29 protein-coding genes are annotated in these 25,953 nt (G+C 65.9%); 28 read left to right on the plus strand and 1 reads right to left on the minus strand.

The genetic code is table 11. From position 1 onward, the window contains the following. Positions 1 to 140: 140 nt before the first annotated feature. Positions 141 to 401 carry a hypothetical protein gene (locus INP52_RS02225; RefSeq protein ID WP_194372035.1) on the minus strand — a complete coding sequence of 87 codons (261 nt, stop codon included), beginning with the start codon at positions 399 to 401 and terminating at the stop codon, positions 141 to 143. A gap of 100 nt (positions 402 to 501) precedes the next feature. Between INP52_RS02225 and INP52_RS02230 the strand changes: the two genes are divergently transcribed. The 28 genes from INP52_RS02230 (at position 502) to INP52_RS02365 (ending at position 25,933) form a co-directional block, all read left to right on the plus strand. After that, positions 502 to 1,788 carry an aminotransferase class I/II-fold pyridoxal phosphate-dependent enzyme gene (locus INP52_RS02230; RefSeq protein WP_194372037.1) on the plus strand — a complete coding sequence of 429 codons (1,287 nt, stop codon included), beginning with the start codon at positions 502 to 504 and terminating at the stop codon, positions 1,786 to 1,788. A gap of 152 nt (positions 1,789 to 1,940) precedes the next feature. After that, entirely contained in the window at positions 1,941 to 2,804 is an 864-nt protein-coding gene (locus INP52_RS02235) for a tetratricopeptide repeat protein (RefSeq protein ID WP_194372039.1), read from the plus strand. A gap of 23 nt (positions 2,805 to 2,827) precedes the next feature. Further along, positions 2,828 to 3,148, plus strand: coding sequence for an STAS domain-containing protein (locus INP52_RS02240; RefSeq protein ID WP_194372041.1), 321 nt, complete (start codon positions 2,828 to 2,830; stop codon positions 3,146 to 3,148). A gap of 73 nt (positions 3,149 to 3,221) precedes the next feature. After that, the gene (locus INP52_RS02245) at positions 3,222 to 3,866 is read left to right on the plus strand and encodes a twin-arginine translocase TatA/TatE family subunit (RefSeq protein WP_228478380.1); all 645 of its coding nucleotides are present in this window, start codon (positions 3,222 to 3,224) and stop codon (positions 3,864 to 3,866) included. Between the two features lie 19 nt (positions 3,867 to 3,885). Next, positions 3,886 to 4,668, plus strand: coding sequence for a twin-arginine translocase subunit TatC (gene tatC, locus INP52_RS02250; protein ID WP_194372046.1), 783 nt, complete (start codon positions 3,886 to 3,888; stop codon positions 4,666 to 4,668). Between the two features lie 21 nt (positions 4,669 to 4,689). Next, positions 4,690 to 7,224 carry a DNA topoisomerase I gene (locus INP52_RS02255; RefSeq protein ID WP_194372054.1) on the plus strand — a complete coding sequence of 845 codons (2,535 nt, stop codon included), beginning with the start codon at positions 4,690 to 4,692 and terminating at the stop codon, positions 7,222 to 7,224. 235 nt (positions 7,225 to 7,459) lie between these two features. Beyond that, on the plus strand, positions 7,460 to 8,122 hold the full coding sequence (gene tmk, locus INP52_RS02260; protein ID WP_194372056.1) for a dTMP kinase: 663 nt from the start codon (positions 7,460 to 7,462) through the stop codon (positions 8,120 to 8,122). A gap of 3 nt (positions 8,123 to 8,125) precedes the next feature. Beyond that, positions 8,126 to 9,262 (plus strand): DNA polymerase III subunit, encoded by a 1,137-nt coding sequence (locus INP52_RS02265; RefSeq protein WP_194372058.1) that lies wholly within the window; start codon positions 8,126 to 8,128, stop codon positions 9,260 to 9,262. Beyond that, the gene (gene ricT / locus INP52_RS02270) at positions 9,241 to 10,686 is read left to right on the plus strand and encodes a PSP1 domain-containing protein (RefSeq protein WP_194372060.1); all 1,446 of its coding nucleotides are present in this window, start codon (positions 9,241 to 9,243) and stop codon (positions 10,684 to 10,686) included. The genes INP52_RS02265 and ricT overlap by 22 nt, the downstream gene beginning before the upstream one ends. A gap of 355 nt (positions 10,687 to 11,041) precedes the next feature. Further along, positions 11,042 to 11,404: a BMC domain-containing protein gene (locus INP52_RS02275; protein ID WP_194372062.1), complete on the plus strand. Its 363-nt coding sequence runs from the start codon at positions 11,042 to 11,044 to the stop codon at positions 11,402 to 11,404. An 11-nt stretch (positions 11,405 to 11,415) separates the two neighbouring features. Further along, on the plus strand, positions 11,416 to 11,847 hold the full coding sequence (locus INP52_RS02280) for a BMC domain-containing protein (protein ID WP_194372064.1): 432 nt from the start codon (positions 11,416 to 11,418) through the stop codon (positions 11,845 to 11,847). Positions 11,848 to 11,870: 23 nt separating this feature from the next. Beyond that, a complete protein-coding gene (locus INP52_RS02285) occupies positions 11,871 to 12,380 on the plus strand; it encodes a EutP/PduV family microcompartment system protein (RefSeq protein ID WP_194372066.1) in 510 nt (169 codons plus the stop codon). 400 nt (positions 12,381 to 12,780) lie between these two features. Further along, positions 12,781 to 13,875, plus strand: a complete 1,095-nt coding sequence (locus tag INP52_RS02290) for a hypothetical protein (protein WP_194372068.1) — start codon at positions 12,781 to 12,783, stop codon at positions 13,873 to 13,875. Further along, the gene (locus INP52_RS02295; protein WP_194372070.1) at positions 13,872 to 14,144 is read left to right on the plus strand and encodes a hypothetical protein; all 273 of its coding nucleotides are present in this window, start codon (positions 13,872 to 13,874) and stop codon (positions 14,142 to 14,144) included. The genes INP52_RS02290 and INP52_RS02295 overlap by 4 nt, the downstream gene beginning before the upstream one ends. 21 nt (positions 14,145 to 14,165) lie before the next feature. Next, on the plus strand, positions 14,166 to 14,462 hold the full coding sequence (locus tag INP52_RS02300; protein WP_194372072.1) for a BMC domain-containing protein: 297 nt from the start codon (positions 14,166 to 14,168) through the stop codon (positions 14,460 to 14,462). 6 nt (positions 14,463 to 14,468) lie between these two features. After that, positions 14,469 to 14,783 (plus strand): BMC domain-containing protein, encoded by a 315-nt coding sequence (locus INP52_RS02305; protein ID WP_228478381.1) that lies wholly within the window; start codon positions 14,469 to 14,471, stop codon positions 14,781 to 14,783. Positions 14,784 to 14,795: 12 nt separating this feature from the next. Continuing rightward, on the plus strand, positions 14,796 to 16,343 hold the full coding sequence (locus tag INP52_RS02310) for an aldehyde dehydrogenase family protein (RefSeq protein ID WP_194372074.1): 1,548 nt from the start codon (positions 14,796 to 14,798) through the stop codon (positions 16,341 to 16,343). A gap of 2 nt (positions 16,344 to 16,345) precedes the next feature. Next, positions 16,346 to 18,892, plus strand: a complete 2,547-nt coding sequence (gene cutC, locus INP52_RS02315; RefSeq protein WP_194372077.1) for a choline trimethylamine-lyase — start codon at positions 16,346 to 16,348, stop codon at positions 18,890 to 18,892. Positions 18,893 to 18,997: 105 nt separating this feature from the next. Continuing rightward, positions 18,998 to 19,924, plus strand: a complete 927-nt coding sequence (gene cutD / locus INP52_RS02320; protein WP_228478382.1) for a choline TMA-lyase-activating enzyme — start codon at positions 18,998 to 19,000, stop codon at positions 19,922 to 19,924. A 54-nt stretch (positions 19,925 to 19,978) separates the two neighbouring features. Next, positions 19,979 to 20,602 carry a hypothetical protein gene (locus tag INP52_RS02325; protein WP_194372081.1) on the plus strand — a complete coding sequence of 208 codons (624 nt, stop codon included), beginning with the start codon at positions 19,979 to 19,981 and terminating at the stop codon, positions 20,600 to 20,602. Between the two features lie 3 nt (positions 20,603 to 20,605). Then, positions 20,606 to 21,454 (plus strand): ethanolamine utilization protein EutJ, encoded by an 849-nt coding sequence (gene eutJ / locus INP52_RS02330; RefSeq protein WP_194372083.1) that lies wholly within the window; start codon positions 20,606 to 20,608, stop codon positions 21,452 to 21,454. After that, positions 21,447 to 21,752, plus strand: a complete 306-nt coding sequence (locus tag INP52_RS02335; protein ID WP_228478383.1) for a BMC domain protein — start codon at positions 21,447 to 21,449, stop codon at positions 21,750 to 21,752. The genes eutJ and INP52_RS02335 overlap by 8 nt, the downstream gene beginning before the upstream one ends. Continuing rightward, positions 21,739 to 22,008 carry a EutN/CcmL family microcompartment protein gene (locus INP52_RS02340; RefSeq protein ID WP_194372085.1) on the plus strand — a complete coding sequence of 90 codons (270 nt, stop codon included), beginning with the start codon at positions 21,739 to 21,741 and terminating at the stop codon, positions 22,006 to 22,008. Before INP52_RS02335 ends, INP52_RS02340 begins: the two co-directional genes overlap by 14 nt. Before the next feature lie 15 nt (positions 22,009 to 22,023). Then, positions 22,024 to 22,950 carry a phosphate propanoyltransferase gene (locus tag INP52_RS02345; RefSeq protein WP_194372087.1) on the plus strand — a complete coding sequence of 309 codons (927 nt, stop codon included), beginning with the start codon at positions 22,024 to 22,026 and terminating at the stop codon, positions 22,948 to 22,950. 51 nt (positions 22,951 to 23,001) lie between these two features. Continuing rightward, complete coding sequence (gene eutM, locus INP52_RS02350; RefSeq protein ID WP_194372089.1) at positions 23,002 to 23,283, plus strand: ethanolamine utilization microcompartment protein EutM; 282 nt, start codon at positions 23,002 to 23,004, stop codon at positions 23,281 to 23,283. A gap of 63 nt (positions 23,284 to 23,346) precedes the next feature. Next, positions 23,347 to 23,628 (plus strand): ethanolamine utilization microcompartment protein EutM, encoded by a 282-nt coding sequence (gene eutM, locus INP52_RS02355; RefSeq protein ID WP_194372089.1) that lies wholly within the window; start codon positions 23,347 to 23,349, stop codon positions 23,626 to 23,628. Positions 23,629 to 23,922: 294 nt separating this feature from the next. Further along, positions 23,923 to 24,207, plus strand: coding sequence for an ethanolamine utilization microcompartment protein EutM (gene eutM / locus INP52_RS02360; protein ID WP_194372091.1), 285 nt, complete (start codon positions 23,923 to 23,925; stop codon positions 24,205 to 24,207). 43 nt (positions 24,208 to 24,250) lie between these two features. Then, the gene (locus INP52_RS02365) at positions 24,251 to 25,933 is read left to right on the plus strand and encodes an acetaldehyde dehydrogenase (acetylating) (protein ID WP_194372093.1); all 1,683 of its coding nucleotides are present in this window, start codon (positions 24,251 to 24,253) and stop codon (positions 25,931 to 25,933) included. Positions 25,934 to 25,953: the final 20 nt, after the last annotated feature.

Consider the following 25,953-nt stretch of genomic DNA (forward strand, 5'->3'; position numbering starts at 1 on the left):
CATCGCATGTAAGGTGCCGGCGGGAAGATCTCGTCGGCACCTCTTTTGTCTTTTGAGGACTGCGACGTCCCCTCCCCGCGCGATTTCTGAGAGCGTTTTTTGCTCGAAGCTGAGCGCGGGGAGGGGACGTCGCAGTCCGGCTACTCCACCGTGCCGTAGACGGCGCCCCACCCGTGGGCGGTGACGATGGAGTTGAGCTGGTCGCACAGGCGCGTCCGCCCGTAGGTGCGCGAGGGGAGCATGTCCACGACCTCGCGCATGTCGGCGCACAGGTCGAAGACGTCCGCCTTGGCCACCACGTCGAGCTTGGTCACGGCACGCGACGCTCGCGTGGGGAACAGGGCGTCCACGAGCCGCTGCAGCTCACCGTACTCCTCGGCGCGCACTCCCCACGTGTCCATGGTCGCCCCCGTCCGTTGGCTTTCTTTTTGGTGAGGCCCATGGTAGCAGCTCGCGCGGCATTTGCATCTATACTCAGGCAACGCAACAAAGGAGGAAACCATGCCCAACGCGTTTCAGAAGATGACCGACTCCGAGCTCTCTGCCCAGCTCGCCGACCTCGATCGGCAGGCCGATTCCCTACGTGTCCTGGGTCTCAAGCTCGACATGGCGCGCGGCAGGCCGAGCCCCGAGCAGACCGCGCTCTCCCGCCCCATGCTCGACCTTCTCGGCTCGGACTCAGACCTTGACGACCAGGGCGTGGCGGCCGACAACTACGGCGCGCCCGACGGCCTTCCCTCGGCTCGCGCGCTGGCCGCCGAGCTCGTGGGCGTCGAGCCCTCTCACGTGATCGTCAACGGCTCCTCGAGCCTCAACCTCATGCACGACGTGGTCTGCAACGCCTACACCCACGGCATCGGCGGCAACAAGCCCTGGTGCGCGCAGGGTCCCATCAAGTTCCTCTGCCCCGCGCCGGGCTATGACCGCCACTTCACCGTGACCGCCCGCTACGGCATCCAGAACGTGCCCGTACCCATGCGCACTGACGGTCCCGACATGGACGTCGTTCGCCGCTACGTGGAGGAAGACGCCTCCGTCAAGGGCATCTGGTGCGTCCCCAAGTACGCCAACCCCACGGGTGTCACCTACTCTGACGAGGTCGTGCGTGCCTTCGCGCACCTCAAACCCGCCGCGCCCGACTTCCGCATCTTCTGGGACAACGCCTACGTCGTCCATACCTTCAAAGGGGAGGGCGACGAGCTCATGAACGTCTTCGACGCGCTCGCCGAGGCGGGCTCCGTTGACCTCGTCTACGAGTTCGCCTCCACGGCCAAGGTGACCTTCCCCGGCTCAGGCATGGCCTGGGTCTCGGCCAGCGCCGCCGACCTCGCCGAGCTCCGCCAGGCCTTCTCGTCCATGCGCGTCTGTCCCGAGAAGATCTCGCAGCTCGCGCACGTCAGGTTCCTGCGCGACGCCGCGGGCGTGCACGCCCACATGGCCAGGCACGCCGAGCTCATCGCCCCACGCTTCGCGCTCGTGCAGGAGAAGCTCTCGCGCGGGCTGGGCAAGCTGGACTGCGCCACGTGGACGGACCCCAACGGCGGCTACTTCGTCTCGTTCGAGGGTCCCGAGGGCTCGGCCAAGGAGGTCGTCTCCCTGGCCGCGGAGCTCGGCGTGAAGCTCACGCCTGCCGGAGCACCCTGGCCCTACGGCGAGGACCCCCGAGACACCAACATTCGCATTGCCCCCACCTATCCCTCGCTCGACGAGCTCTCCCAGGCGCTCGACGTCTTCGTGGTGGCCGTCAAGCTCGTCTCGGCACGCCTCGCCGCCGCCGAGCGCGCCTAGGTCGGTGCCGTCCGCTCCGAGCGGCTTTGGCAAAGTTCTGTTATTATCGCCGCGCTCGTGTCTCGCTGTCTTGCACAGACAATGCCGTGGCATATGCTAAGAGGTCGCGGGCAGGCGCCCGTCTTCGTCGCAACGTGAAAGGTGTCTGGGGCATGGCGAACACGCCAAGAGCAAAGAGCAAGGTCGCTGCTGCCAAGAAGCCGCCCAAGGCCGGGGCTGGGGCCAAGGCCAAGGATCCGGGCACGCTCTCGCGCACCCAGAAGGTCATCGTCATCGTCTTCGTGGTCATCTTCGCCTTCTCCACACTCGCCGGGGCGCTCGCTTCCGTGTCCCAGAGCCAGGAGAGCTCCGCGAGCTCGTCGTCGACGTCGACGCAGGACGCAGACGCCTCCCAGGTGGACGCGGTTGACGAGAAGTACCAGTCAATCGTCTCGGACCTCGAGGCGAAGCTCGCCGACGACCCCGCAGACGAGGCCTCGCTTCTTGCCCTCGGTCGCTACTACTTTGCCTGGGGCGCGAACGTCAGCTCCGTTGCCACCACCGACGACGAGACCCAGCACGCCAACGACCTGCTCGGGAAGTCCATCGGCTACGACGACCAGTACCTCGCGCAGGTCGACTCGGACTCGGGCGCGGTGCGCGTCAACCGCGCGCTCGCCCAGTACTACGAGGGCGACCCCACGTCGGCTGTGACAGCGCTCGAGGAGCTCACCCGGTCCTCGCCGGACTACGCACTCGCCTGGGCCAACCTCGGGATGCTCTATGAGTCCCAGGGCACGTCCACGCAGGCCGCCGCGGCCTACCAGAAGGCCGTCGAGTACGACCCCGACGACGAGTACGGCGCCAAGAGCTACGGCGAGGATCGCCTCTCCGCCCTCGAGGCGAGCGCGTCCAGCGCCTCGAGCTCATCGGACTCCTCGAGCAGCACGAGCACCACCAGCAGCACCTCCGCTACGGGCTCGGGAGCCGCGGGGCTCTCGAGCGATCTGTCAAATCTCTCGGGAACGGGCCTCTAGCCCGCGTCGAGGAAGGGGAAGACATGAGTCTCACCATCAGCAGCACAGCATCCGAGGGCGGCGGCACCTGCCTTGCCGTCGAGGGCGAGGTCGACGTCTCCAACGCCTCCGAGCTTCGCTCGGCGCTTGACGCCCAGCTCTCCTCCTGCGCCGGGAAGGAGCTCGTCGTCGACCTGGCACGGGTCTCCTACATCGACTCCACGGGCATCGGCGTCCTCGTGGGGGCGGCGCATCGCGCCTCCGAGGCAAGCGCCCGCCTCGTCGTGGCCCGACCGCAGAAGAACGTGGCCCGCGTGCTGGGCCTTCTGGGCGTGGGCAGCGACCTCAACATCCGCGAGGGCTAGGCCGCGGCGGCCAGGGGGCCGCTCGCGCAGACAGACAGCGTACCTATTGGCATGAGAGTGAGGGATGCGATCCGTGTTTGGCATCGGAGAGACAGAGCTAGTCCTCATCCTGTTGTTCGCGTTCATGATTTTCGGGCCCGACAAGCTGCCGGGTATGGGCAGGACCCTGGGTCGCGCCCTCAGGCAGTTCCGCAACGCCCAGGAGGGCTTCACGCAGGTCGTCCAGACCGAGATCGTCGACCCGGCCGCCGAGGCCATGAGCGACAACCCCAAGAAGCCCAACCGCGCGCGCGCGGCCGGCTTCGAGGAGGACGCGGACCTCGAGGCGCAGGCGGGCTCCGAGGACGCCGCGCCCAAGAAGGCCGAGACCTTCGCCGAGCGCAAGAAGCGCCTCGCGGCCGAGCGCAGGGCCGTCGAGGAGGCTGCAGCCGCCGCCAGCGCCGAGAAGGACGCTGACGACGCGGGAACCGAGGTCTCCGCGGGCGGCGATCCTGCAGGCTCCGAGGCCTCACCGGCCCCCGTGACATCGTCCGAGCCCGAGGTCTCGCCTGTGCCCCGCACGGCGGCCGACCTCTATGCGATGACGCCCGCCCGCCCGACCGCGCCTGTCCAGACGGGCGAGCCCTCCGCGCCGGAGCCCGCCCCAGAGCACGGCGCCCCCACCGACTCCGTCAGCACCGAGAACACCGGGAAGGAGGGCGGGAGCGTCGAGGCCTAGCCTCGCTTCCGCACGCCATATGCCCATCGGACCAGCACGCATGCCCCTCTTCGACCACCTCGGCGAGCTTCGCCGTCGCCTTACGATCGTGGTCGTCGCCCTCGCCGTGGTTGCCGTCGTGGTGTACTTTGCCACGCCCGCCCTCATCGACCTCATGATGGAGCCCATCAAGGAGGCCCTGCACGGCAAGCCCCTGACGGTGACCTCGGCTCTTGGCGGCTTCACGATCCGCTTCAAGGTGTCCCTGTTCTTCGCGGCCATCATCTGCTCGCCGATCGTCATCTGGGAGGTCATGGGCTTCTTCCTGCCCGCCCTCACGCCCAAGGAGCGGCGCTGGGTCGTGCCCACCGTGGCCGCCATGGTCGCGCTGTTCGCCCTCGGCATGATCTTCTGCTACTTCATCATCCAGCAGGCGGCCTTCGGCTGGCTCATAGACCAGACCTACGCCTTTGGCGACCAGCTCAACGATGCTGAGGACTTCCTGAACATCTTCATGCTGCTAGAAATCGGCTTCGGCGTGGCCTTCCAGCTTCCGCTCGTGATCTTCTACCTCTCGATCCTGCACCTCGTGCCCTACAAGACGTTCCGTGCGCAGTGGCGCATGATCTACGTGGGCCTCATGGTCCTGTCGGCCGTCGTCACCCCCGACGCCTCTCCGGTCACGATGCTGCTCATGTTCGCCGCTCTCATCGCCTTGTACGAGGCGGCCCTCGCCGTGGCGCGCTACATCATCATCGCCCGCGACGGCAAGGCGGCCCTCAAGTGGACCCGCGAGGACTACGAGCAGCACGCGCTCGACTAAACGATAAGGACTGATTCTCTCGTGAAGCTCATCGTCACCGAGAAAAACGACGCTGCGCAGCAGATTGCGCGCCTGCTCTCCGACTCGGGCAAGCCCAAGGCCGACAAGGTCTACAACACGCCCGTCTACCGCTTCCGCGTGAGCGGGGAGGACTGCGCGACCATCGGCCTGCGCGGTCACATCCTGAAGGTGGACTTTCCCGTCCAGCTCACGTTCGACCCCGATGAGGGGTGGCGCGGCCTTACGGAGGACGGCGAGCTGCTTGCCGCCGACGTCCCCGACGGCCTGGCCCGGCCCCCCTACGCACGCAAGCGCAAGCCCTTCCTCGCCGACGGCGTGGACCTCAAGGGCTGGAAGATCGCGAGCCTGCCGTACCTGGTCTGGGCCCCCATCCAGAAGCTGCCCGCCGAGAAGGAGATCATCCGCGCCCTCAAGAACCTCGCCAAGAAGGCCGACTCCGTGGTCATCGGCACGGACTTCGACCGCGAGGGCGAGCTTATCGGCTCGGACGCCCTGCGCCAGATCCGCGACGTCGCGCCCGACGTTCCCGTCTCGCGCGCTCGCTACTCGGCCTTCACCAAGACCGAGATAGACCATGCCTTCGCGAACCTCGTGGAGCTCGACCAGGACCTCGCCGACGCCGGCGAGTCGCGCCAGTACATCGACCTCATCTGGGGCGCGGTCCTCACGCGCTACCTCACCGCCGTGCGCTTCTCCGGGCTGGGCAACGTCCGCTCGGCCGGGCGCGTCCAGACTCCCACGCTGGCCCTCGTGGTCGAGCGCGAGCGCGAGCGCATGGCCTTTGACCCGGTGCCCTACTGGGTCATCCAGGGCCAGGCCACCAAGGACGAGAGCTCCTTCAGGGTCGCTCACGCCACGTCGCGCTTCTGGGACAAGGACGCGGCCGACGCCGCCTTCTCGCACGTGGAGCATGCCTCGCAGGGCCGCGTGACGGCCGTGGAGCGCAAGAGCCGCACGCAGCGCCCTCCCGTGCCGTTCAACACCACCTCGCTGCAGGCCGCGGCCGCCGCCGAAGGGATCTCGCCTGCGCGCACGATGCGCCTGGCCGAGTCCCTCTACATGGACGGCCTCATCTCGTACCCGCGCGTGGACAACACGGTCTACCCGAGCTCGCTGGACCTCGCCGCCTGCGTGCGCAGCCTGGCCAAGGTCCCGCAGTATGCCGGGACCTGCAGGGGGCTTCTCGCCCAGGGAAAGCTCACGGCCACGCGCGGCAAGCAGGAGACGACCGACCACCCGCCGATCTACCCCACGGCGGCGGCCGACCCGGACAACCTGCAGCCCGCCGCCTGGAAGCTCTACAACCTGATCGCGCGGCGCTTTCTGGCCACGCTCATGGGCCCGGCCACGATCGAGGGCACCAAGGTCACGCTCGACGTGGCGGGCGAGCCCTTCACGGTCTCGGGCAGCGTGCTCGCGAAGCCGGGATTTCGCGCCGTGTACCCCTATGGCCTCAAGAAGGACGACCAGCTCCCGGCCCTGTCCGAGGGCGACGTCTGCGCCGTCGAGGCCATGGAGCTCCTGGGCAAACAGACCGAGCCGCCCGCTCGCTACAGCCAGGGCAAGCTCATCCAGGAGATGGAGAAGCGGGGCCTGGGGACCAAGTCCACGCGCGCGAACATCATCGACACGCTCTACCAGCGCAAGTACTTCAAGAACGACCCGGTCGAGCCGAGCCAGCTGGGCATGGCCATCATCGACGCTCTGAACGCCTACGCGCCGCGCATCACCACGCCCGACATGACCTCGGAGCTCGAGGGGGACATGACCAAGGTCTCCGACGGCACGGACACCCAGGAGCAGGTGGTCTCGCACTCGCGCGCGCTTCTCGCCGGCCTCATGGACGGCCTCGTGGAGCACAAAGACGACCTCTCCGAGGCCATTGCCGACGCCGTCACCGCCGACGCCAAGATCGGCGTCTGCCCCAAGTGCGGCAAGGACCTCGTGGTCAAGACCTCGGCCAAGACGCGCGGCAGCTTCGCCGGGTGCATGGGCTGGCCCGACTGCGACGTCACCTACCCCCTGCCGCAGGGAAAGATCTCGGCCCTGGAGGGCGAGGCGGGGGTCTGCCCCGAGTGCGGAGCCCCGCGCGTGAAGGTGCAGCCGTTCCGCAGCCGCGCCTACGAGATCTGCATCAACCCGGCCTGCCCCACCAACTACGAGCCCGACGTCGTGGTGGGCACCTGTCCCGCCTGCGCCGAGGCCGGGCGTGAGGGCCAGCTCGTGGCTCACAAGTCCGAGAAGAGCGGCAAGCGCTTCATCCGCTGCACCAACTACGAGGAGTGCGGCACGTCCTACCCGCTGCCGGCGCGCGGCAGGCTCGAGGCGACGGGCGAGACCTGCCCGGACTGCGGGGCCCCCCTGGTCGTGGTCACCACGGCGCGCGGGCCCTGGAAGCTCTGCCCCAACATGGACTGCCCGGGACGCGAGAAGAAGGCCGCCTCCGGCGCGCGCGGCGCCAAGCACGCGGGCAAGGCGGCCGGCAAGGGAACCAAGCGCGCGTCGTCGGGCGGTGGACGTCGCAAGAAGGCGTAGGAGGGTGCGTCGCGCGGGGCTTCTCGCTTCGTCCCGCGCTGCTGCCGTCCGCGCTGCCGACCGCGCCACCGTCTGCGCTCACGAATTTGGGGCCGTGGCACGATGCGGCCCCAAAGGGGCTGCCCCCAGGTCCGTATTCGTGAGCATCGCGGCCCGAGACGTGCCACGGGTCGCGATTCGTGAGCAGGGCGCGGCAGGCTATCATGAGGGAGTCGACTCGGGGAGGAGGGCAGGCATGGGCAGACGGGGAGTCTTCGTGACGCTCGAGGGTGTGGACGGCTGCGGCAAGACCACACAGGTGGCTCGTCTCGCCCAGGCGCTCGCGGCCACGGGTCGCGAGGTCGTGCGCCTGCGCGAGCCGGGAGGAACCCCGATCTCCGAGAAGGTCCGCGCCCTTCTGCTCGACCCCTCAAACGAGGAGATGGCCGACGAGTGCGAGCTGCTCCTCTATGAGGCCTCGCGCGCCCAGCTCGTACGCCAGCTCATCGAGCCTGCCCTCACGCGGGGCGCGGTGGTCCTGTGCGACCGCTATGCCGACTCCACCTACGCCTATCAGGCCGCCGGACGCGGCCTCGACGACGCGCTCGTGCGCGGCGCGAACGCCCTGGGCAGCTGCGGCTGCGTCCCGGACCGCACGCTCGTGCTCGACCTGGACGTCTCGCGCGCCTACGAGCGTGCCACGGCCGGCTCCGTCGACCGGCTCGAGGCGGAGGGCCTCGCGTTTCAGGAGCGCGTCCAGGCGGGCTATCGGCACCTCGCCGCGACCGAGCCTGGCCGCGTCCATCTTGTCGACGCTACGGGGACGGTCGACGAGGTCTTTGACCGTCTGTGGAACGACCTCTCTGACCTGTGGGCGGATGCGCCCGCTGCTCCCTTCTGCTCCGTTGGGGGGCGATGATCCATGGCAGCGGTCCCCGCCGCGCTCGGGGTCCTCTCCGACCAGCCGCGCGTGCGCGACTTCCTTGCCACCGCGCTCGCCGACGAGCGGCTCTCGCACGCCTACCTGTTCGTGGGACCGCCCGGCTCCGGCAAGCACGAGGCCGCCCGTGCCCTCGCCCAGTGCGTCGTGTGCCCCCAGGGGGGAGACGCCACCTGCGACGACTGTCGCCGCGTCGCGCATCACACGCATTCCGACGTCCACTGGCTCAGGCCCGGGAGCGCGACCGGCTACCTCGTGGCCCAGGTCCGCGATCTCATCGCCGACGCGCATCTGGCGCCCGTGCGCGCCCGCACCAAGGTCTACGTCCTCGAGCGCGCGGGGCTTCTCCGCGGCACCGCTGCGAACGCGCTGCTCAAGACCCTCGAGGAGCCTCCTCGAGACGTGATGTTCATTCTGTGCGGCCGCACGACCGCCGCCCTTCTCCCCACGGTCGCCTCTCGGTGCCAGCAGGTGCCGTTCTCCGTGGTGTCCCCGCAGGTCGGGGTCGCCTCCGTCATGCGCTCCTGCACCGCAACCACGCAGGAGGCGCGCGTGGCCCTCGCCGTGGCCGGCGCGCCCGCACGCGCCGTGGACTTTCTGGGCTCGCCCGCGCGTCGCCAGGTGCGTCGGCTCGTCGTGGGCACGCTCGACTCCCTCGCGCGCGCCGACTCCTGGGACGTGCTCGTGGCGGCGCGCGAGATCGTGGCCGGCGTCGCGGTCCCCCTCGCCGACGTGAAGCAGGCCCAGGAGGAGGCCGTCAAGGACTCCACGGACTTTCTCAGCGCCTCCGCGCTCAAGCAGGTGGCCGACGCCAACAAGCGCGAGCTCACCGCGAGGGAGCGTTCGGGTATGATGGAGGCCCTGGCGGCCGTCGACTCGCTCCTGCGTGACGTGCTGATTCGCTGCGAGGACGTCCGAGGGCCCATCGTGAACGAGGACAGCGCAGCCGTCGTGGACCGTCTCGCGTCTGAGTGCGACACGCGTGCGGTCCTGAGGGCGCTCGAGGCCTCCGCGCGCGCGGCGGACGACCTCGCCCATAACGTATCTCCCCAGCTGACCGTCGAGGTCATGCTGCTTCGTATCAAGGAGGCACTCACATGCCCACCGTCATTCCGGTGAAGTTCGCCTTTGTGGCTCGTGACCTGTGGTTCGATCCCGTCCAGACCGGGGCGCAGGAAGCCGACCACGTAATCTGCCAGACCGAGCGCGGCCTCGAGGTGGGCCTTGCCACCGCGGACGCCCGCGAGGTGACGCCCGAGGAGCTCTCCTCCAAGGTCGGCCGCTCCCAGCTTCGCGACGTGGTGCGCGTGGCCACGGAGGACGATCTCGTGCGCGCCGACGAGCTCGCGCAGAGGGGGGAGGCCGCGCTGCCGACGTTTCGTCGTCACGTGACGTCCTCGGGCCTTGAGATGAAGCCCGTGGGCGTGGAGTACCTCTTCGAGGGTGACAAGGCCGTCTGCTACTTCGCCGCCGAGGACCGCGTGGACTTCCGCCAGCTCGTGCGCGAGCTCTCGCGCGAGTTTCACGTGCGCATCGACATGCGCCAGATCGGAGTGCGCGAGGAGGCGGCGATCGTGGGCGGCTACGGCCACTGCGGCCAGGAGCTGTGCTGCCGCCGGTTCAACATGAGCTTTGACCCGGTCTCCATTCGCATGGCCAAGGAGCAGGACCTCCCACTCAACTCCACCAAGATCTCCGGCGCGTGCGGTCGCCTCATGTGCTGCCTGCGCTACGAGTTCGAGGCGTATCGCGACTTCAAGGGTCGTGCGCCCAAGAGAAACGCCGTGATCGACACGCCACTCGGCAAGGGCAAGATCATCGAGTACAACACCCCCAAGGAGCAGATCTGCCTGCGTCTCGAGAACGGCAAGCAGGTTCGCGTGCCGCTCGCCGACATGACGGCCTCCGAGGCCGCGCACAAGAAGTCCGAGGAGCTCGGGTGCGCTTGTCGTCCCGACACCGTGACACGCGGGGTTCTTGAACGCCTGGAGTCACCGGACGTGCAGATGGCCCTGGCCGAGCTCGATCGCAAGAACGGCGTGGTGCCGGCCGAGGCGCCGGATGCCGCCGACATCTTCGTCGAACCCAAGCGCAAGCGTCGGCGCCCCTCCAACGGGGGCCCCTCATCTACCGAGAAGAGCGCGCGCGGCGCGGGCTCTTCCGCGTCCGAGGATGCAGCGACCCATCATCGTCGGCGCAAGCGCCGTCCGGGGGAGGGAGGAGACCCGGCGCGTCCCTCGACGTCTGTCCCCTCTGACCAGGTCCCCTCTGCCGCGCCTACGCGACGTCGCAGGCACCATCAGACCGCTGACGGCGCCGCCGGCGAGGGCCGCGAGCCCCGCGAGCCCCGCCGCGACGGGACCAGGCGCACGCGCCGTCCGGGCGACAAGGGCGGTCAGGGTCAGCCGCACGTGCAGCCGCCCCGAGACGCGCAGCAGCCCGACGGCGACGCGGACAAGCCCCGTCGGCGCCGTCGGCGCGGGGGCCACGGCAAGGGCGGCAACGGGGGCGCGGCTCCCGAGGGCGGCTCCGGCTCGAGCTAGTAGCGCGGAGGCGACACGTCACGTGGCCCCTCTCCCCTCTTATGGGGGAGGGGCCTCTTTTGCGGGGGTCTCGTCGCCAAGGTGTGCGCCCCGCATCTTCGAAGCCCAGAATTCCGATTTTGAGATATAGTGAGGCCATGCGCCGGCTCTACCCTGCAAGTGAATAGAACGCTCACTGACGCGCGCAACGCGTCGGTGGCTCAGCTCGACGCGAGGGCGCCTGGCCCCTCGGCGTTCGAGCGACATCCTCACACATCAGCATCGCACTGAAGGTGACGACGGAGGCTCGAGTTTCAAAAGCTCTTCGTCATCCGTCTCCAGGCCACTCAGGTGAGCGTCACAGGAGGGAGTCCGCATGGACAACGCGCAGGACCAAATTAGAATCGTAGAGGAGACGGTTGCCGGCAAGGAGATCACGCTCGCGCACGTCATCGGCGGCCCGGCTCCCATCATCTACACGAAGCTCGGTCTGAATCCCACGATTGACTACCAGGCGAGCGCGCTCGGCATCATGAACATGACGCCCCCCGAGTCGACGGTCATCGCGTCGGACATTGCCATCAAGGCCGCAGATGTCTACCTGGGGTTTGCCGATCGCTTCACGGGAACCCTCATCGTCACGGGTGAGATCTCCGACGTCACGACGGCGCTCGGCGCGGTTGTGGCCTACTTCCGTGACGTGCTCGGCTACGTTGCCTGCGACGTCACGAAGCGCTAGGGGCCGATCGCATGGCGAACAAGCTCACGGGGGAAGGCTATCTCAAGAAGGTCTTCCGCGACCGCTATCGGGGGGGCTCTGGCCAGCGACTGCGCCTGACCAGGGTGAGCGTCCCCGGCCGTGAGGTCGACCTGGCGCACCTCATCGGCGTCTCACAGCGTAGCGCCTACGAGAACCTGGGGCTGCACATCGGCGTTCACAGCGGGGAGGACCACACGGGCGAGGCCATCGGCCTGATGCACTTCACGCCGTGGGAGTCCACCGTCATCGCGGCAGACATCGCCGTGAAGAGCGGCCAGGTCGAGATAGGCTTCCTGGACCGTTTCAACGGCTCCCTGATCCTCACGGGACCGCTCGCGGAGGTCGAGAGCGCCGTGACGCAGGTCCTCGGCTTCTTCAGAGACGAGCTGCACTTTGATTCCTGCGAGTTCACGAGGCAATAGCAAGGAGAGTAGGCGCATCACACATGAAGCGGCTGTTTTTGATGGGTCGCAGCGAGGCGGGCAAGACGTCGCTCGCCCAGGCGCTCAGGGGCGAGGAGCTCCACTATCACAAGACGCAGTTCACCTATGCGAACGACGACACCATTGACACCCCTGGCGAGTACTCCGAGTCAAAGGCGGTGGGGGTCGGGCTTGCCTGCTTCTCCTTCGAGTCCGACGTGGTCGCAATCGTGATCGCCGCGGACGAGCCCTTCACGGTCTTTGCCCCCAACTGCGGAGCCTTTCTGAACCGTCCTCTTATCGGCGTCATCACCAAGATCGACTCCCCCTATGCCAACGTCGCCATGGTCAGCCAGTGGCTCTTGAGCTCGGGCTGCGAGCGCATCTTCCAGGTCAACAACATCACGGGCGAGGGCGTGGGGGAGCTCAGGAACTACCTGCAGGAGGAGCTTCCGCAGATTTCTCTGGAAGAGGCCAAGAGGCTCCAGGGGATGGGGCTTCATGACTGGGACGCGCTTCCGAGCGAGGCGTGAGGCGGGTGCTCTCGGCGCATCTCGAAACCATCTCGCAACGGTAATCATTTTGAAATTTCCCTGGTCAGAGTACGCAATGCTTGTCATTCTTAAGGAGCCTGGGTCGTCAGACCCCTCTTTTTGCGCCCGATAAAAGCGCATTCATCCGAGGCATTGCGCTCCTTTTTGGAGCATTTTGCCCTTCTTGGGGAGAACAAGGACCTCCAAGGTCCGCTCAGCGCACCGCCCGCGCGCCCCACACTTCACCAGAAGGCGAAGCAACACCGTATGCGGTGGTTTATCCGCCATTTACCGATAGTTACGTGAAAAATCATAGGGTTCACATAAGGAGAGACCGTTACAGTAGCGGCTGCTGAGAGCAGGTTCTGTCGGCGCATGCGACCAAACAGGAGGTACAAAAGTGGCGAGTACGGACGTTTCACTCGATCTAGAGAGTCTGGCCAAGCGTAAAAAACGTGAGCTTGACCAGGGATTCTTTAAGAAGGGCATCCTTCTTGGTCTGTTCTCTGGCGTTACCTATGGCCTGTATACCGCCTTCATCACGGCGGCGGAGAACCTCGGCGTCTGGGGCGACTGGTGGTCTGGCTTCGAGGCCACGTCCTTCGTGGTCATCTTCATCCTGCCCACGATTGCGTCCGCGCTCAACGACCTCTGCAGCGCCCTGTGGGCTCTTGTCGTGACCGCGAAGCAAGGCAAGCTGGGTGACTTCGCGCTGACCCTGAAGTCCAAGCCGGGCCTGATCATGGTGGGGGCGGCCCTCGTGGGCGGTCCCATTGCCACCACCTGCTACATCATCGCCCTCTCGCAGGCAGGTCCCATCGCGTCGCCCGTCGCGGCCCTGAACGTCACGGCCGGGGCCATCTTCGGTCGCGTGCTATACAAGCAGAAACTGGGGGGAAGGACGATCCTCGGCATCGCCGTGTGCCTGACGGCGAGCGTGATGATCGGCAGCACCGCGCTGTCGGGCGAGGTGGGCTCGGGAATGGTGACCGGACTGATCTTCGCGCTTATCGCCGCGCTCGGCTGGGGCCTCGAGGGAACCATCGCCGGATTTGGCACCTCGATGATCGACTCCCAGATTGGCATTACGATTCGTCAGTGCACCTCGGGCATCGCGGACCTGTGCATCCTCCTGCCGGTCCTGGCGCTCATCGGGGGAACCGGGGTGGGCACCGCGTTCGGCTACCTCGGCCGGGCGATCTCGAACACGCCTTGGATCTTGGTATTCCTGCTGAGCGGATTCTTCGCCTACATCTCCTTTGCGAGCTGGTATAGGGGCAACTCCATGTGCGGCTCGGCCCTCGGCCAGGCCCTCAATGGCACCTACACCTTCTTTTCGCCCCTCTTCACGTGGATCGTCATGGGAATCGCCATGGGGCTCGAGGGCTATGCGCTGGCTCCCATCGCCTGGGTTGCCGCCATCGTCATGTTGGTTGGTATTTTTATTATGGCGGTTGATCCGCGCGACTTCCTGAGGAAGGAGGATGGCAAATGAGCAGCAAGCGACCGTTGAACTACATGATTCTCAAGTACTACACCACGGTGGACGAGGCGAGCGTGGATGACGTCACCGGTGCCCTCGCGAGCGACTACGCGGACTATGCGGCCTTTAACAAGCCGCGGCTCATCGAGGCGCTCATGACGGCCGAGAAGAACGGGCTCATCGAGGAGTCACGCTTCGACCTGGACGACGCGGGCGAGGTCAGGGTCTTCTACCGGGCCACGCAAGAGCAGCGCGACACGATCAATTCCTACATCAAGTAGGCAAAAAGTGGAGGTGGTCGGATGCGTTACAGAGGTGAGGAGGCCATCGGCCTCATCGAGACGATCGGAATGGTTCCCGCGATCTTTGCCACGGACGCGATGCTCAAGGCGGGCGACACCGAGCTCGTCAGCTACGAGAACGTGGGATCCACGCTGGTGACCGTCATCGTCAAGGGCGACGTCGCCGCCTGCGAAGCGGCCGTGAAGGCGGGCTGCGCCGCAGCCTCGAGCATAGGCAAGCTGACGGCCCACAACGTGATGAAGCGCCCCGTGCCGTCCATCGGTGACGTGGTCTCTGTCCACGACGTGGATTACTAGGGGGTTATGGTGGCTGACGAGAGCATGAACGCTTTGGGAATGATCGAGACCTTTGGCCTCGTGTGGGTTCTCGAGGCTGGTGACGCCATGTGCAAGGCGGGCGACGTCGAGCTGATCGGCTATGAGAACACGGCATCGGGATACATCTCCATCCTGGTCAGGGGTGACGTTGCGGCCTGCGAGGCCGCTGTCGAGACGGGCGTGAAGGCCGTCGAGGCGCTTGGCGCGGAGGTCTACAGCTCCGTCGTCATTCCGAGGCCGCATCCGAGCCTCAAGAAGATCACCGACAAGTACACCGTCGAGAACCTTCTGCCGTACTAAGGGGGGTGTCTGATGGCTCTTATAGACAATGACCTGCTCTCCATTCAGGAGGCGAGAATTCTCCTTGAGCACGCTGATGAGTCTGTCAAAGTGCTAGAGAGCCTCCCCGCCCCGATTATCGACGACTTTCTGGCGCACCTGCGAGAGGCCCTTCTCCCCAAGGCCGCGCAGTACGCCAGGCTCGCCTACGAGGAGTCCGACTACTGCGACCCCTCCGACGAGGCGCAGCTGAGCACCTGGGTCCTCACGGACCTGCTCGACGACGTGCTCCACGAGGTACCCGTGCAGAAGATCGTGTACGGACCGCACGGCTCCTCGGAGGTGCGCCTGCCCAAGGGGGTCGTGGTCTCGCTTCTGCCTGACTGGTTGAGCGTTCCCACCATGCTGAGCCAGCTCGTGTCCGCGGTGCGCTCCAAGAGCCCCATCGTCTTCTCCGCCGACGCGCGGGTCCACGAGACGTGCGGGATCGTCCTAGACGACGTCGTTCAGGTTGCGGAGTTCTGCCACTACCCCCTCGACGCGATTGGGTACTTGGGCACGTGCTGCACGGAGGGCGAGCAGTGGGTCTGCGACCAATCCTGCGTGAAGGTCGTGATCGACTCGCGCGAGAACTTCTCGGAGCATCGACACAGGGCCGAGGGCAAGGACGTCTACTACGCGTCTTTGGGCAACAACCCCGTGTTCGTGGAGTCCACGGCCGACCTCGCCGCGTGTGCGGACGAGATCGTGGCCGGCAAGTCGTTCTGCTACGGGATGCTGCCCGGCTCCGAGCAGTCGGTCGTGGTCGAGGCGGCGATCGACGCACGGATGCAGGAGGAGCTCAGGCGCAGGAGCTGCTACTTCCTCTCCGATGAGGAGGCGGACCGTCTGGTCGAGGCGCTCTTCATGCGCGACGGGCGCCCGTATCGCGAGCTCATCGGAAAGTCGGCCTTCGACCTCGCGCGGCGCGTCGACATCTCGGTGCCCGAGACGACGAAGGTCCTCGTGGTCGAGAAGCCCTACGTGAGCGAGAGGAGCTTCTTCTCCAAGGCCAAGTACGGTCCCGTCCTGTCGTACTACGTCGAGGACAACTGGCGCGACGCCTGCGAGAAGTGCATCGAGCTGATCCTGAACAGCGGCCACGGCAACGCGCTGTCGATTTTCTCGAAGGACCCCGAGGTGGTGCGGCAGTTCATCCTCAAGAAGCCCGTGGGGCGCGTGCTGGTGAACGTGGGTACGGGGCTGGGCAGCATCGGCTGCCACTCGGACCTCCCCAAGACCCTGACCATCACGGGGTGGGACTGTGCCACCACCTCCGAGCTCGGCGTCACCTACGCGGACTTCGTGCGCAGGCGCCAGGTGGGCATCGGGCCGCACGACGAGGCTCGCTCCCTGCTCGGCAGGGCCGCCGGATGCGACCACACACCCGTCGCGACCAAGATACGCAGCCCGAACCCGGCGGATCTATCCGCCAAGGCCGGAGCGGCCACAGCGCCTGCCTCCGACGACGTTGCACAAGAGCCGGTTGACTGGTTCTCCAGGGTTCTGGAGGCCATGAGAGATAACCAGGAAAAGGAGTGAGAATGGACATCAAGGAGTTTGCCGAAGAGTTCTCCGAGGCCACCAAGGGGATGAGCCACGAGGAGCGCTCTGCCGTGAGGCAGATATTCGAGAAGGTCTCCGACCAGCTCGACAAGCCAATCACCAGCACGCCGGTCGCCGAGCCCGCGGGCGACGAGTCCCACGACATTCCCGAGGGCCCCACGGCACGTCAGCTTCGCCTGAAGGACAACTTCATCAACCAGAAGCCGAGCATCACGACCTATCGCGCCCGTGCGGTCACCGAGATCATGAAGGCCAATCCCGGCATGCCCAAGATTGAGATGCGCGCCAAGGCGTTTCGTCACTGCTGCGAGACGGCTCCCCTGGTGATCCAGGACGACGAGCTCATCGTCGGCGCTCCGTGCGGCGCCCCTCGCGCCGGCGCCTTCTCGCCTGACCTGGCCTGGCGCTGGCTGGAGGAGGAGCTCGACACCATCGGCACCCGTCCGCAGGACCCCTTCTACATCTCGGAGGAGGACAAGAAGTACTGCAGGGAGGAGCTCTTCCCGTTCTGGGCGGGCAAGTCCCAGGACGAGATCTGCGAGGACCAGTACCGCGAGTGCGGCGGCTGGGAGCTCTCCGGCGAGGCCTACGTCTCCGACTGCTCCTACCACGCCATGAGCGGCGGCGGCGACTCCAACCCCGGCTATGACGTCATCCTCATGAAGAAGGGCATGCTCGACATCCAGAACGAGGCCAAGCAGCACCTCGGCGAGCTCGACTACGCCAATCCCGACGACCTGGACAAGATCTACTTCTACAAGTCCGTGATCGATACCACCGAGGGCGTCATGACCTACGCGAAGCGCCTGAGCGCCTATGCCCAGCAGAAGGCCGACGCCGAGACCAACCCCAAGCGCAAGCACGAGCTGGAGCAGATTTCCCAGATTCTGGGGCACGTGCCGGCCCACAAGCCGCGCACCTTCTGGGAGGCTGTGCAGTCGGTCTTCGTCATCGAGTCCCTCCTGCCCGTCGAGGAGAACCAGACCGGCATGTCCATCGGCCGCGTCGACCAGTACATGTATCCCTTCTACAAGGCCGACATCGAGTCTGGTCGCCTCACCCCCTACCAGGCGTTCGACATCGCGGGCTGCATGCTCATCAAGATGAGCGAGGTCATGTGGGTCACCTCTGCCGGCCAGTCCGAGTTCTTCGCCGGCTACCAGCCGTTCATCAACATGACGCTCGGCGGCGTCACCCGTCGCGGCGAGGACGCCTGCAACGACCTCACCTACCTCCTCATGGACGCGGCTCGTCACGTGAAGATCTACCAGCCCACGATCGCCTGCCGCATCCACAACAAGTCTCCCGAGAAGTACCTGCGCAAGATCGTCGACCTCGTCAAGGCCGGCATGGGCTTCCCCGCCTGCCACTTCGACGACACCCACGTCAAGATGATGCTCGCCAAGGGCGTCTCGGTCGAGGACGCGCGCGACTACTGCATGATGGGCTGCGTCGAGCCCCAGAAGTCCGGCCGCCTGTACCAGTGGACCTCCACCTCCTACACCCAGTGGCCCATCTGCATCGAGCTGGCGCTCAACCATGGCGTCGACCTGTGGTACGGCAAGCAGGTCGCGCCCGACCTGGGCGAGCTCTCCCAGTACAAGACCTACGAGGAGTTCGATGCCGCCGTCAAGAAGATCATCTACTACGTCACCAAGTGGACCGACGTCATGACGGTCATCTCACAGCGCGTCGTGCGTGACGTCACTCCCAAGCCCCTCATGTCGATCATGTTCGAGGGCTGCATGGAGAAGGGCAAGGACGTCTCCGCCGGCGGTGCCATGTACAACTACGGCCCCGGCGTCGTGTGGACGGGCCTGGGCACCTACACCGACTCCATGGCGGCCATCAAGAAGCTGGTCTTCGACGACCACAAGTACACGCTCGATCAGCTCAACGAGGCCCTGCGTGCCGACTTCGTGGGCTATGAGCAGATTCAACAGGACTGCATCAACGCCCCCAAGTACGGCAACGATGACACCTACGCCGACGAGATCGCCGCGGACCTGCTCTACTACACCCAGCAGATTCACGTCCAGTTCAAGACGCTTTACTCTCACTTGGACGTGGGCACTCTCTCCATTTCCAACAACACGCCGTTCGGCGAGATGACCGGTGCCTCCGCCAACGGGCGCAAGGCTCTCACGCCGCTCTCCGACGGCATCAGCCCCAGCCAGGGTGCCGATCACAACGGTCCCACCGCCATCATCAAGTCCATCTCCAAGCTTCCCAACGACCTGATGAACATCGGCATGGTCCACAACTTCAAGCTGATGGGCGGCCTTTTGGACACCCCGGAGGGCGCGAACGGCCTCATCACCTTGCTGCGCACCGCATCCATGTTCGGCAACGGCGAGATGCAGTTCAACTACCTGGACAACGAGACACTGATCGACGCCCAGGCGCACCCCGAGAAGCACCGCGACCTCGTCGTGCGCGTGGCAGGCTACAGCGCGTTCTTCAACGAGCTGTGCAAGGACGTCCAGGACGAGATTATCAGCCGCACGATGCTGACCAAGTTCTAGCCGAGCGCCCAGGTTGGGGGCGGGCGTCCTTTCGCGCCCGTCCCCCTGTTCGAGCGAGGATTTTAAAGAACGATGAAGGGAGGAATGATGGGCCAGGAGCAGGAAGTGCCAGAGCGCAAGGTACGCGTCTTCAACTTCCAGAAGTACAACATGTACGATGGCCCGGGCATTCGCTCCAACGCCTTCTTCAAGGGATGCCCCCTGCGGTGCAAGTGGTGCTCGAACCCCGAGAGCATCCATCGAGGCTACGAGGTCATGTTCAAGCAGGCAAACTGCGTGAACTGCGGTGCCTGCGTCGAGGTCTGCCCCGTCAACGTCCATAAGCTTGACGGCCCCGTGCACATCGTCGACCGCTCCGTCCAGTGCATCGGCTGTCGCCAGTGCGAGAAGGCGTGCCTCTACAGCGCGCTGGAGATCATGGGTCACGACCGCACGGTGGAAGAGATCATCGAGTTCTTCGACCAGGACAAGGACTTCTACCGCATGTCCGACGGCGGCATAACGCTCACGGGCGGCGAGGTCCTGGCACAGCCCGAGGCCGCGCTTGCCGTCCTCATGGCGTCCAAGGCCCGCGGCTACCATACCGCGATCGAGACCTGCGGATACGCGGCGGAGGCAACGGTCAAGAAGGTCGCGCCCTACGTAGACCTCTTCCTGTTTGATATCAAGCAGATGGACCCTGTCAGGCACAAGTACTGGACGGGCGTCAACAACGAGCAGATATTGAGCAACGTGAAGTGGCTCCTGGAGAACGGCTACAACGTTCGCGTCAGGATGCCGCTGCTCAAGGGGGTCAACGACTCCAAGGAAGAGATCGATGCGGTAATCGAGTACTTCAAGCCCTATCGCTACCAGAAGAACTTCGACCGCGTCGACCTTCTGCCCTACCACAAGCTGGGCGTGGGCAAGTACCAGTCCCTAGGTCGCGACTACGAGATCGAGGGAGACCCCTCGCTGAGCGACGAGGACCTCAACAACATCGAGACGTGGATCAAGGACGCCGACTTCAGGGTCAATCTCGTGAGGCACTAGGAAAACATGAAAAGTTGTAGCGAAACATCCAACGATCGTGGAAGGGAGGAAGGATTGCATTACATAACCGAAAGCGAGCTCCGCGACGCCTATGCTCACCAGCCGTATGACTCCTACGAGCTTCCCGGCGACGCGAAACTGACACCAAGCGCCAGGCAGTTCCTGAACGACTTCAGGATCGCCTTTGACGGCGAGGGAGCGTACGCGGGCCAGGACCTATCTGACACTCATGCAAAGGCCACGGAAGCGCAGACGCAGACTGTCGACACGAGCGCGCTGCTGATGGACGCGCATCTTTTGGGGTCCCAGCTCAGGCTGCTCTCACGGCATGCGCTCGGCATAGACAACGTGCTGGCGCGTCGCTGCGACGAGATAGGTCACGCCTGGGTCGCGGCGCATGCGATGAGCGACTTTGCCACCGACGGATCCAACAGCGTGGTCGAGCCGCATCTTCCGGGCGATGCGCCTGAACCTCCGCTCGATGCCTGCGTGCATCCCATCTGCTTTGAGGCGAGCGTGCTCTTTGCCCAGATAGCAAGATGCGTTCGCGTCTGGAAAAACGCGCGGTCGCGCATGGCGGCCGCCGACGCCGAGGCGCTTGACGCGTGGATGTGCGAGGCGTCGGGCGCATGCGACGAACTGGCGGACGCAGTCAACAGGGCAAGGGAGGCGATGTAGGGCATGGCAGATCTTGACGGTGCTAACAACAGGCTACAGGCGATGCTCGACACCGTTGAGCACCCTGCGAAGGTCAGCAAGGACGAGGAGCTCTACTGCGGGCTGGACGTGGGAACGGCCTTCATCGTTGTCGCGGTGGTCGACGCCCAGGGCAGGCCCGTGGCGTGTGCGTATCAGTTCGCCGACGTGGTTCGCGACGGTATGGTTGTGGACTACCTCGGCGCGTGCGACATCGCCCAAAGCCTCAAGGACACGATCGAGTCCCAGCTGGGCGTCGAGCTCACGCAGGGTGCGGTGGCCATCCCGCCGGGAACGGAGAACCTCGACGGCGGCGTGGTCCGCAACGTCTGCGAGTCCACGGGCCTCGGGTGCGTGGCCATCTTCGACGAGCCCACGGCGGCCAACCTCGTGATCGGCACCAAGAACGGTGCCGTGGTCGACATCGGCGGCGGCACCACGGGCATCTCGATCTTCGAGGATGGGCGCGTGGTCAAGAGCGTCGACGAGTCTACGGGCGGGACCCACTTCAGCCTCGTGCTCGCCGGCAGCAAGAACATCACCTTTGACGAGGCGGAGACCTACAAGCGCGACTCTGCCCACCACCGCGAGGTCCTTCCCGTGGTCGCACCCACGATCGACAAGGTCGCGACGATCATCCGTGACGCCTGCGCCGGCTATGACGTGCCCGAGGTCATCCTGGTCGGGGGCACCTCCGAGCTCACGGGGATCGAGGGACGCGTCCAGAAGCGCCTGGGGGTCCCGGTGTCCAAGCCCAATCACCCCATGTTCGTGACCCCCATGGGCATCGCGCTCGGCTGCATGCTCGAGGCCCGAGGTGGTCTCAGTGGCTGACATCAAGATCATTCGCAATCCCGCCCCCGGAACCATGGCGATCATCAACCAGAGGAGCGGGGCACGCTGGGACAAGGACTTTCTTCCCAGCGCCGTCGGACTCGTCCAGGGCAAGATGATCGAGATGGTCGTCGCGAGCGACGTCGCCGAGAAGACGGCCGGCGTCATCGTGAGCGACGTGCGGGGCTCCTGCCCGCAGAACATGGTCATGCTCGCGATCGCGGGCGAGACCGCGGAAGTGGTGGAGTGCCTCCGCAAGATCAGGGACGACAAGGGTGGTGCCCATGATTGTTTGTAAGCTCATCGGATCCATTTGGGCGACGCGAAAGTTCGAGGAGCTGGACGGCTCCAAGCTCATGCGCGTCGAGGTGCTCACGGGTGACGACCGGGGCAAGCAGCTCATCTGCGTTGACACCATAAGCGCCGGCGTCGGAGACCGGGTGCTGGTCACCACGGGAGCGGCCGCCTATCTGTTCATGCGAGACGAGTTTGGCAAGAACGCACCGATCGATGCGGTAATCGTAGGAATCATCGACGAAGACGTCGAGTTGTAAGGAAAGGAGGACCAGATGAAGAGGCTTATCAGCGCCAAGGACGTGCTGGACGCGGCCAAGGAGCACAAGGACCTGACGGTCGACAAGAACACCATCGTCACGGCCCAGGCTGCAGATCTCGCATGGGAGAACGGCGTTCTTCTCGTGTCCGACTCTGACGCGCAGGAGTCCTCATCGAAGGGGTGCGCCGCCACGAAGGCCCCCGAGGCGCATGAGGACGCGATTGCTTCGTGTGGCGCCACGAAGGAGCAGGAGCCGGTCCTCACGGCCAGCCAGATCGAGGAGATCATGACCGCGGCCGTGGACAAGGGACTGTGGACCGCGGACGAGCTGCAGAGCCTGCTACACGGCAATGCCCCCGCAACGCAGGAGCTCCCGCCCGTCACGGTGGGCGTGTCCAACCGGCACATCCACCTCTCCCAGGAGCATCTCGAGCAGCTCTTTGGCAAGGGCCATGAGCTCACCCCGATCAAGGACCTCTCGCAGCCCGGCCAGTTCGCCTCCAAGGAGTGCGTGACGCTCGTCGGACCCAAGGGCGTCATCGAGAAGGTTCGCGTGCTCGGCCCCGTGCGTGCGCGCACGCAAGTCGAGATCCTGGCGGCGGACACCTTCAAGCTGGGCGTCCCCCAGGCCATCAGGCTCAGCGGGCACCTGGAGGGCACGCCGGGCATCACCGTCGTCGGGCCCGAGGGCACCGTCGTCCTTCCCGAGGGCGTCATCGTCGCCTCGCGTCACATCCACATGACGCCCGAAGATGCGGCGAGGCGCGACCTGCATGACGGGCAGGTCGTCTCGATCAAGTTCGGCGGCGAGCGCGGCGGCCAGCTTGACGAGGTGGTCATCAGGGCGACCAGGACCGGTGCCCTCGATTGCCACATCGACACCGAGGAGGCAAACGCGCTCCACATCAAGAACGGCTCCGTTGTTGAGGTTGTTAAGTAGAACGGCTTGCAGGCAGGGTTGGGCATTGCTCACTGATGAAAGGAAACCGGAATGGCAAACGCAACTGAGGCTCTCGGCATGATCGAGACCAGGGGGCTCGTGGGCTCCGTGGAGGCGGCCGACGCCATGGTCAAGGCGGCCAACGTCAGGCTCATCGGCAAGGAGCAGGTCGGCGGCGGCCTCGTCACCGTCTTCGTGCGCGGCGACGTGGGCGCGGTCAAGGCCGCGACCGACGCCGGCGCGGCGGCCGCCCAGCGCGTGGGCGAGCTCATCTCCGTCCACGTCATCCCGCGCCCGGACGGCATGGTCGAGTCGATCCTGCCGCAGGCGTAGGTCCGTAAAAACACGTAGGAAACCAAGGCGGGCACGTGCCCGTCGACGAAGGGGGAAACCGGAATGGCAAACGCAACTGAGGCTCTCGGCATGATCGAGACCAGGGGGCTCGTGGGCTCCGTGGAGGCGGCCGACGCCATGGTCAAGGCGGCCAACGTCAGGCTCATCGGCAAGGAGCAGGTCGGCGGCGGCCTCGTCACCGTCTTCGTGCGCGGCGACGTGGGCGCGGTCAAGGCCGCGACCGACGCCGGCGCGGCGGCCGCCCAGCGCGTGGGCGAGCTCATCTCCGTCCACGTCATCCCGCGCCCGGACGGCATGGTCGAGTCGATCCTGCCGCAGGCGTAGGACATGACAGCGCGCAAGAGGGACGCGGAGCCGGCGTCCCCGAACAAGGGGCCGGCATCGGCGCAGGGCCAGGAGCACAGCGCTGCCGACCCGAGCAAGACGGCGTCCGCGTCACCAAGCAAGGCGACCGCGGACAAGACCGCCGCAGCGGGCGAGAAGCCCACTGAGCAAGGCATCAAAGGCGACGGCGCGACTACGGGCGTAGGCCCCGCGGCAGCGCCGCACGCCGAGCAGCACGTCACACAGGAAAAGCCCGCGGGGGCATCCCCCGCGTCGACGAAGGGGGAAACCGGAATGGCAAACGCAACTGAGGCTCTCGGCATGATCGAGACCAGGGGGCTCGTGGGCTCCGTGGAGGCGGCCGACGCCATGGTCAAGGCGGCCAACGTCAGGCTCATCGGCAAGGAGCAGGTCGGCGGCGGCCTCGTCACCGTCTTCGTGCGCGGCGACGTGGGCGCGGTCAAGGCCGCGACCGACGCCGGCGCGGCGGCCGCCCAGCGCGTGGGCGAGCTCATCTCCGTCCACGTCATCCCGCGCCCGGACGGCATGGTCGAGTCGATTCTGCCGCAGGCCGAGTAGCGCGCTCTGGGGCCTGATTCGGTAACGGATGAAAAGAGAAGCGATGGAAGAGTACGACTACGACCTCAAGAGCATCCAGGCTGCTCGCGACCTCGCGCGCAAGGGCAAGGTCGCGGCGAACCAGCTCGCCACCTTCAACGCCGAGCAGATCGACCGCATCCTGCGCAGCATGGTCGAGGCGGCCGAGAAGAACGCGGTCACCCTGGCCAAGATGGCGGTCGAGGAGACCACCTTTGGCAACGTGCACGACAAGATCTACAAGAACCACATGGCGTCTGGTCTTCTCTACGAGAACATAAAGGACAAGAAGACCATCGGCGTCATCGACGTGGACGAGAAGAAGCAGGTCATCACCATCGCCGACCCTCTCGGCCTCCTGCTGGGCATCGTCCCGTCCACCAACCCGACCTCGACGGTGTTCTACAAGTCGATGATCGCCCTCAAGTCCCGTAACGCCATCGTGTTCTCGCCGCACCCCAAGGCGATCAAGTGCACGAGCCTCGCCATCAAGATCATGGAGGAGGCCGCCGTCGCCGCCGGTGCGCCCGACAACGTCATTCAGGGAGTCTCGCTGGCCACCATGGCCGCCACCAACGAGCTCATGCACGCGCCCGAGGTCAGCACCATCATCGCGACCGGTGGCCCCGGCATGGTCAAGGCCGCCTACAGCTCGGGCAAGCCAGCGCTTGGCGTCGGCGCGGGCAACTCGCCCTCCTACATCGAGCGCACGGCCAACGTGCGCCAGGCCGTGAAGCAGATCATCGCCTCCAAGACGTTCGACTACGGCACCATCTGCGCCTCCGAGCAGAGCATCGTCTGCGAGACCTGCAACCGCGACGAGGTCATCTCCGAGCTCAAGCAGCAGGGCGGCTACTTCATGACCGAGGAAGAGTGCTCCAAGGTCTGCAAGCTCCTGTTCCGCAACGGCCATGCCATGAGCCCCAACTTCGTGGGGCACAGCCCCCAGTCCATCGCCCAGGCAGCGGGAATCTCCGTCCCCGAGGGCACCAAGGTCCTTATCGGCGAGCAGCACGGGGTGGGAGACAAGTGGCCGCTCTCCTACGAGAAGCTGACCACGGTCCTGGGCTTCTACACGGTCTCCAACTGGGAGGAGGCGTGCGACCTGTGCATCCAGCTCCTGCAGAACGGCATCGGTCACACGTTCAACATCCACACCGAGGACAAGGAGATTGTCCGCAAGTTCTCCGTCAAGCCGGCCTCTCGCATCCTCATCAACACGGGCGGCACGCAGGGCGGCACGGGGCTCTCCACGGGGCTCGACGTGGCGCTCACGCTGGGCTGCGGCTCCTGGGGCGGCAGCTCCATCTCCGAGAACGTCGGACCCGAGCACCTCATCAACACCAAGCACGTCGCCAACGGCATCATCGAGCCCTACGAGGTGGCAGCGCAGGACAAGGTCTTCGCGAAGTACCATCCCGAGCTCGTGGCCGACTATGCCCTCTGCGACTCGTCCGCGGGCTGCTGCTGCGAGCCCTCCAAGCATACCCTTGACATGCCGGTCGGCACGGGCGGCCACAGCACGGCGGGAATCGACATGCCGGTCGGTCACAACACGTCGGGCATCGGCTACTCGCTGGGCTGCAACAGCTGCGGTGGCCCCGCGCCCACGGAGTCGACGAAGGATCTCTCCGACGTCATCGACGCCGACGAGCTCAAGAAGATGGTCACGGAGCTGGTAGCCGCCTTCCGGGGGTCCGACGACTAGGTGCCCCTAGCGTTACGCGA

Source organism: Thermophilibacter immobilis (genome assembly GCF_015277515.1).
Lineage (GTDB): Bacteria > Actinomycetota > Coriobacteriia > Coriobacteriales > Atopobiaceae > Thermophilibacter > Thermophilibacter immobilis.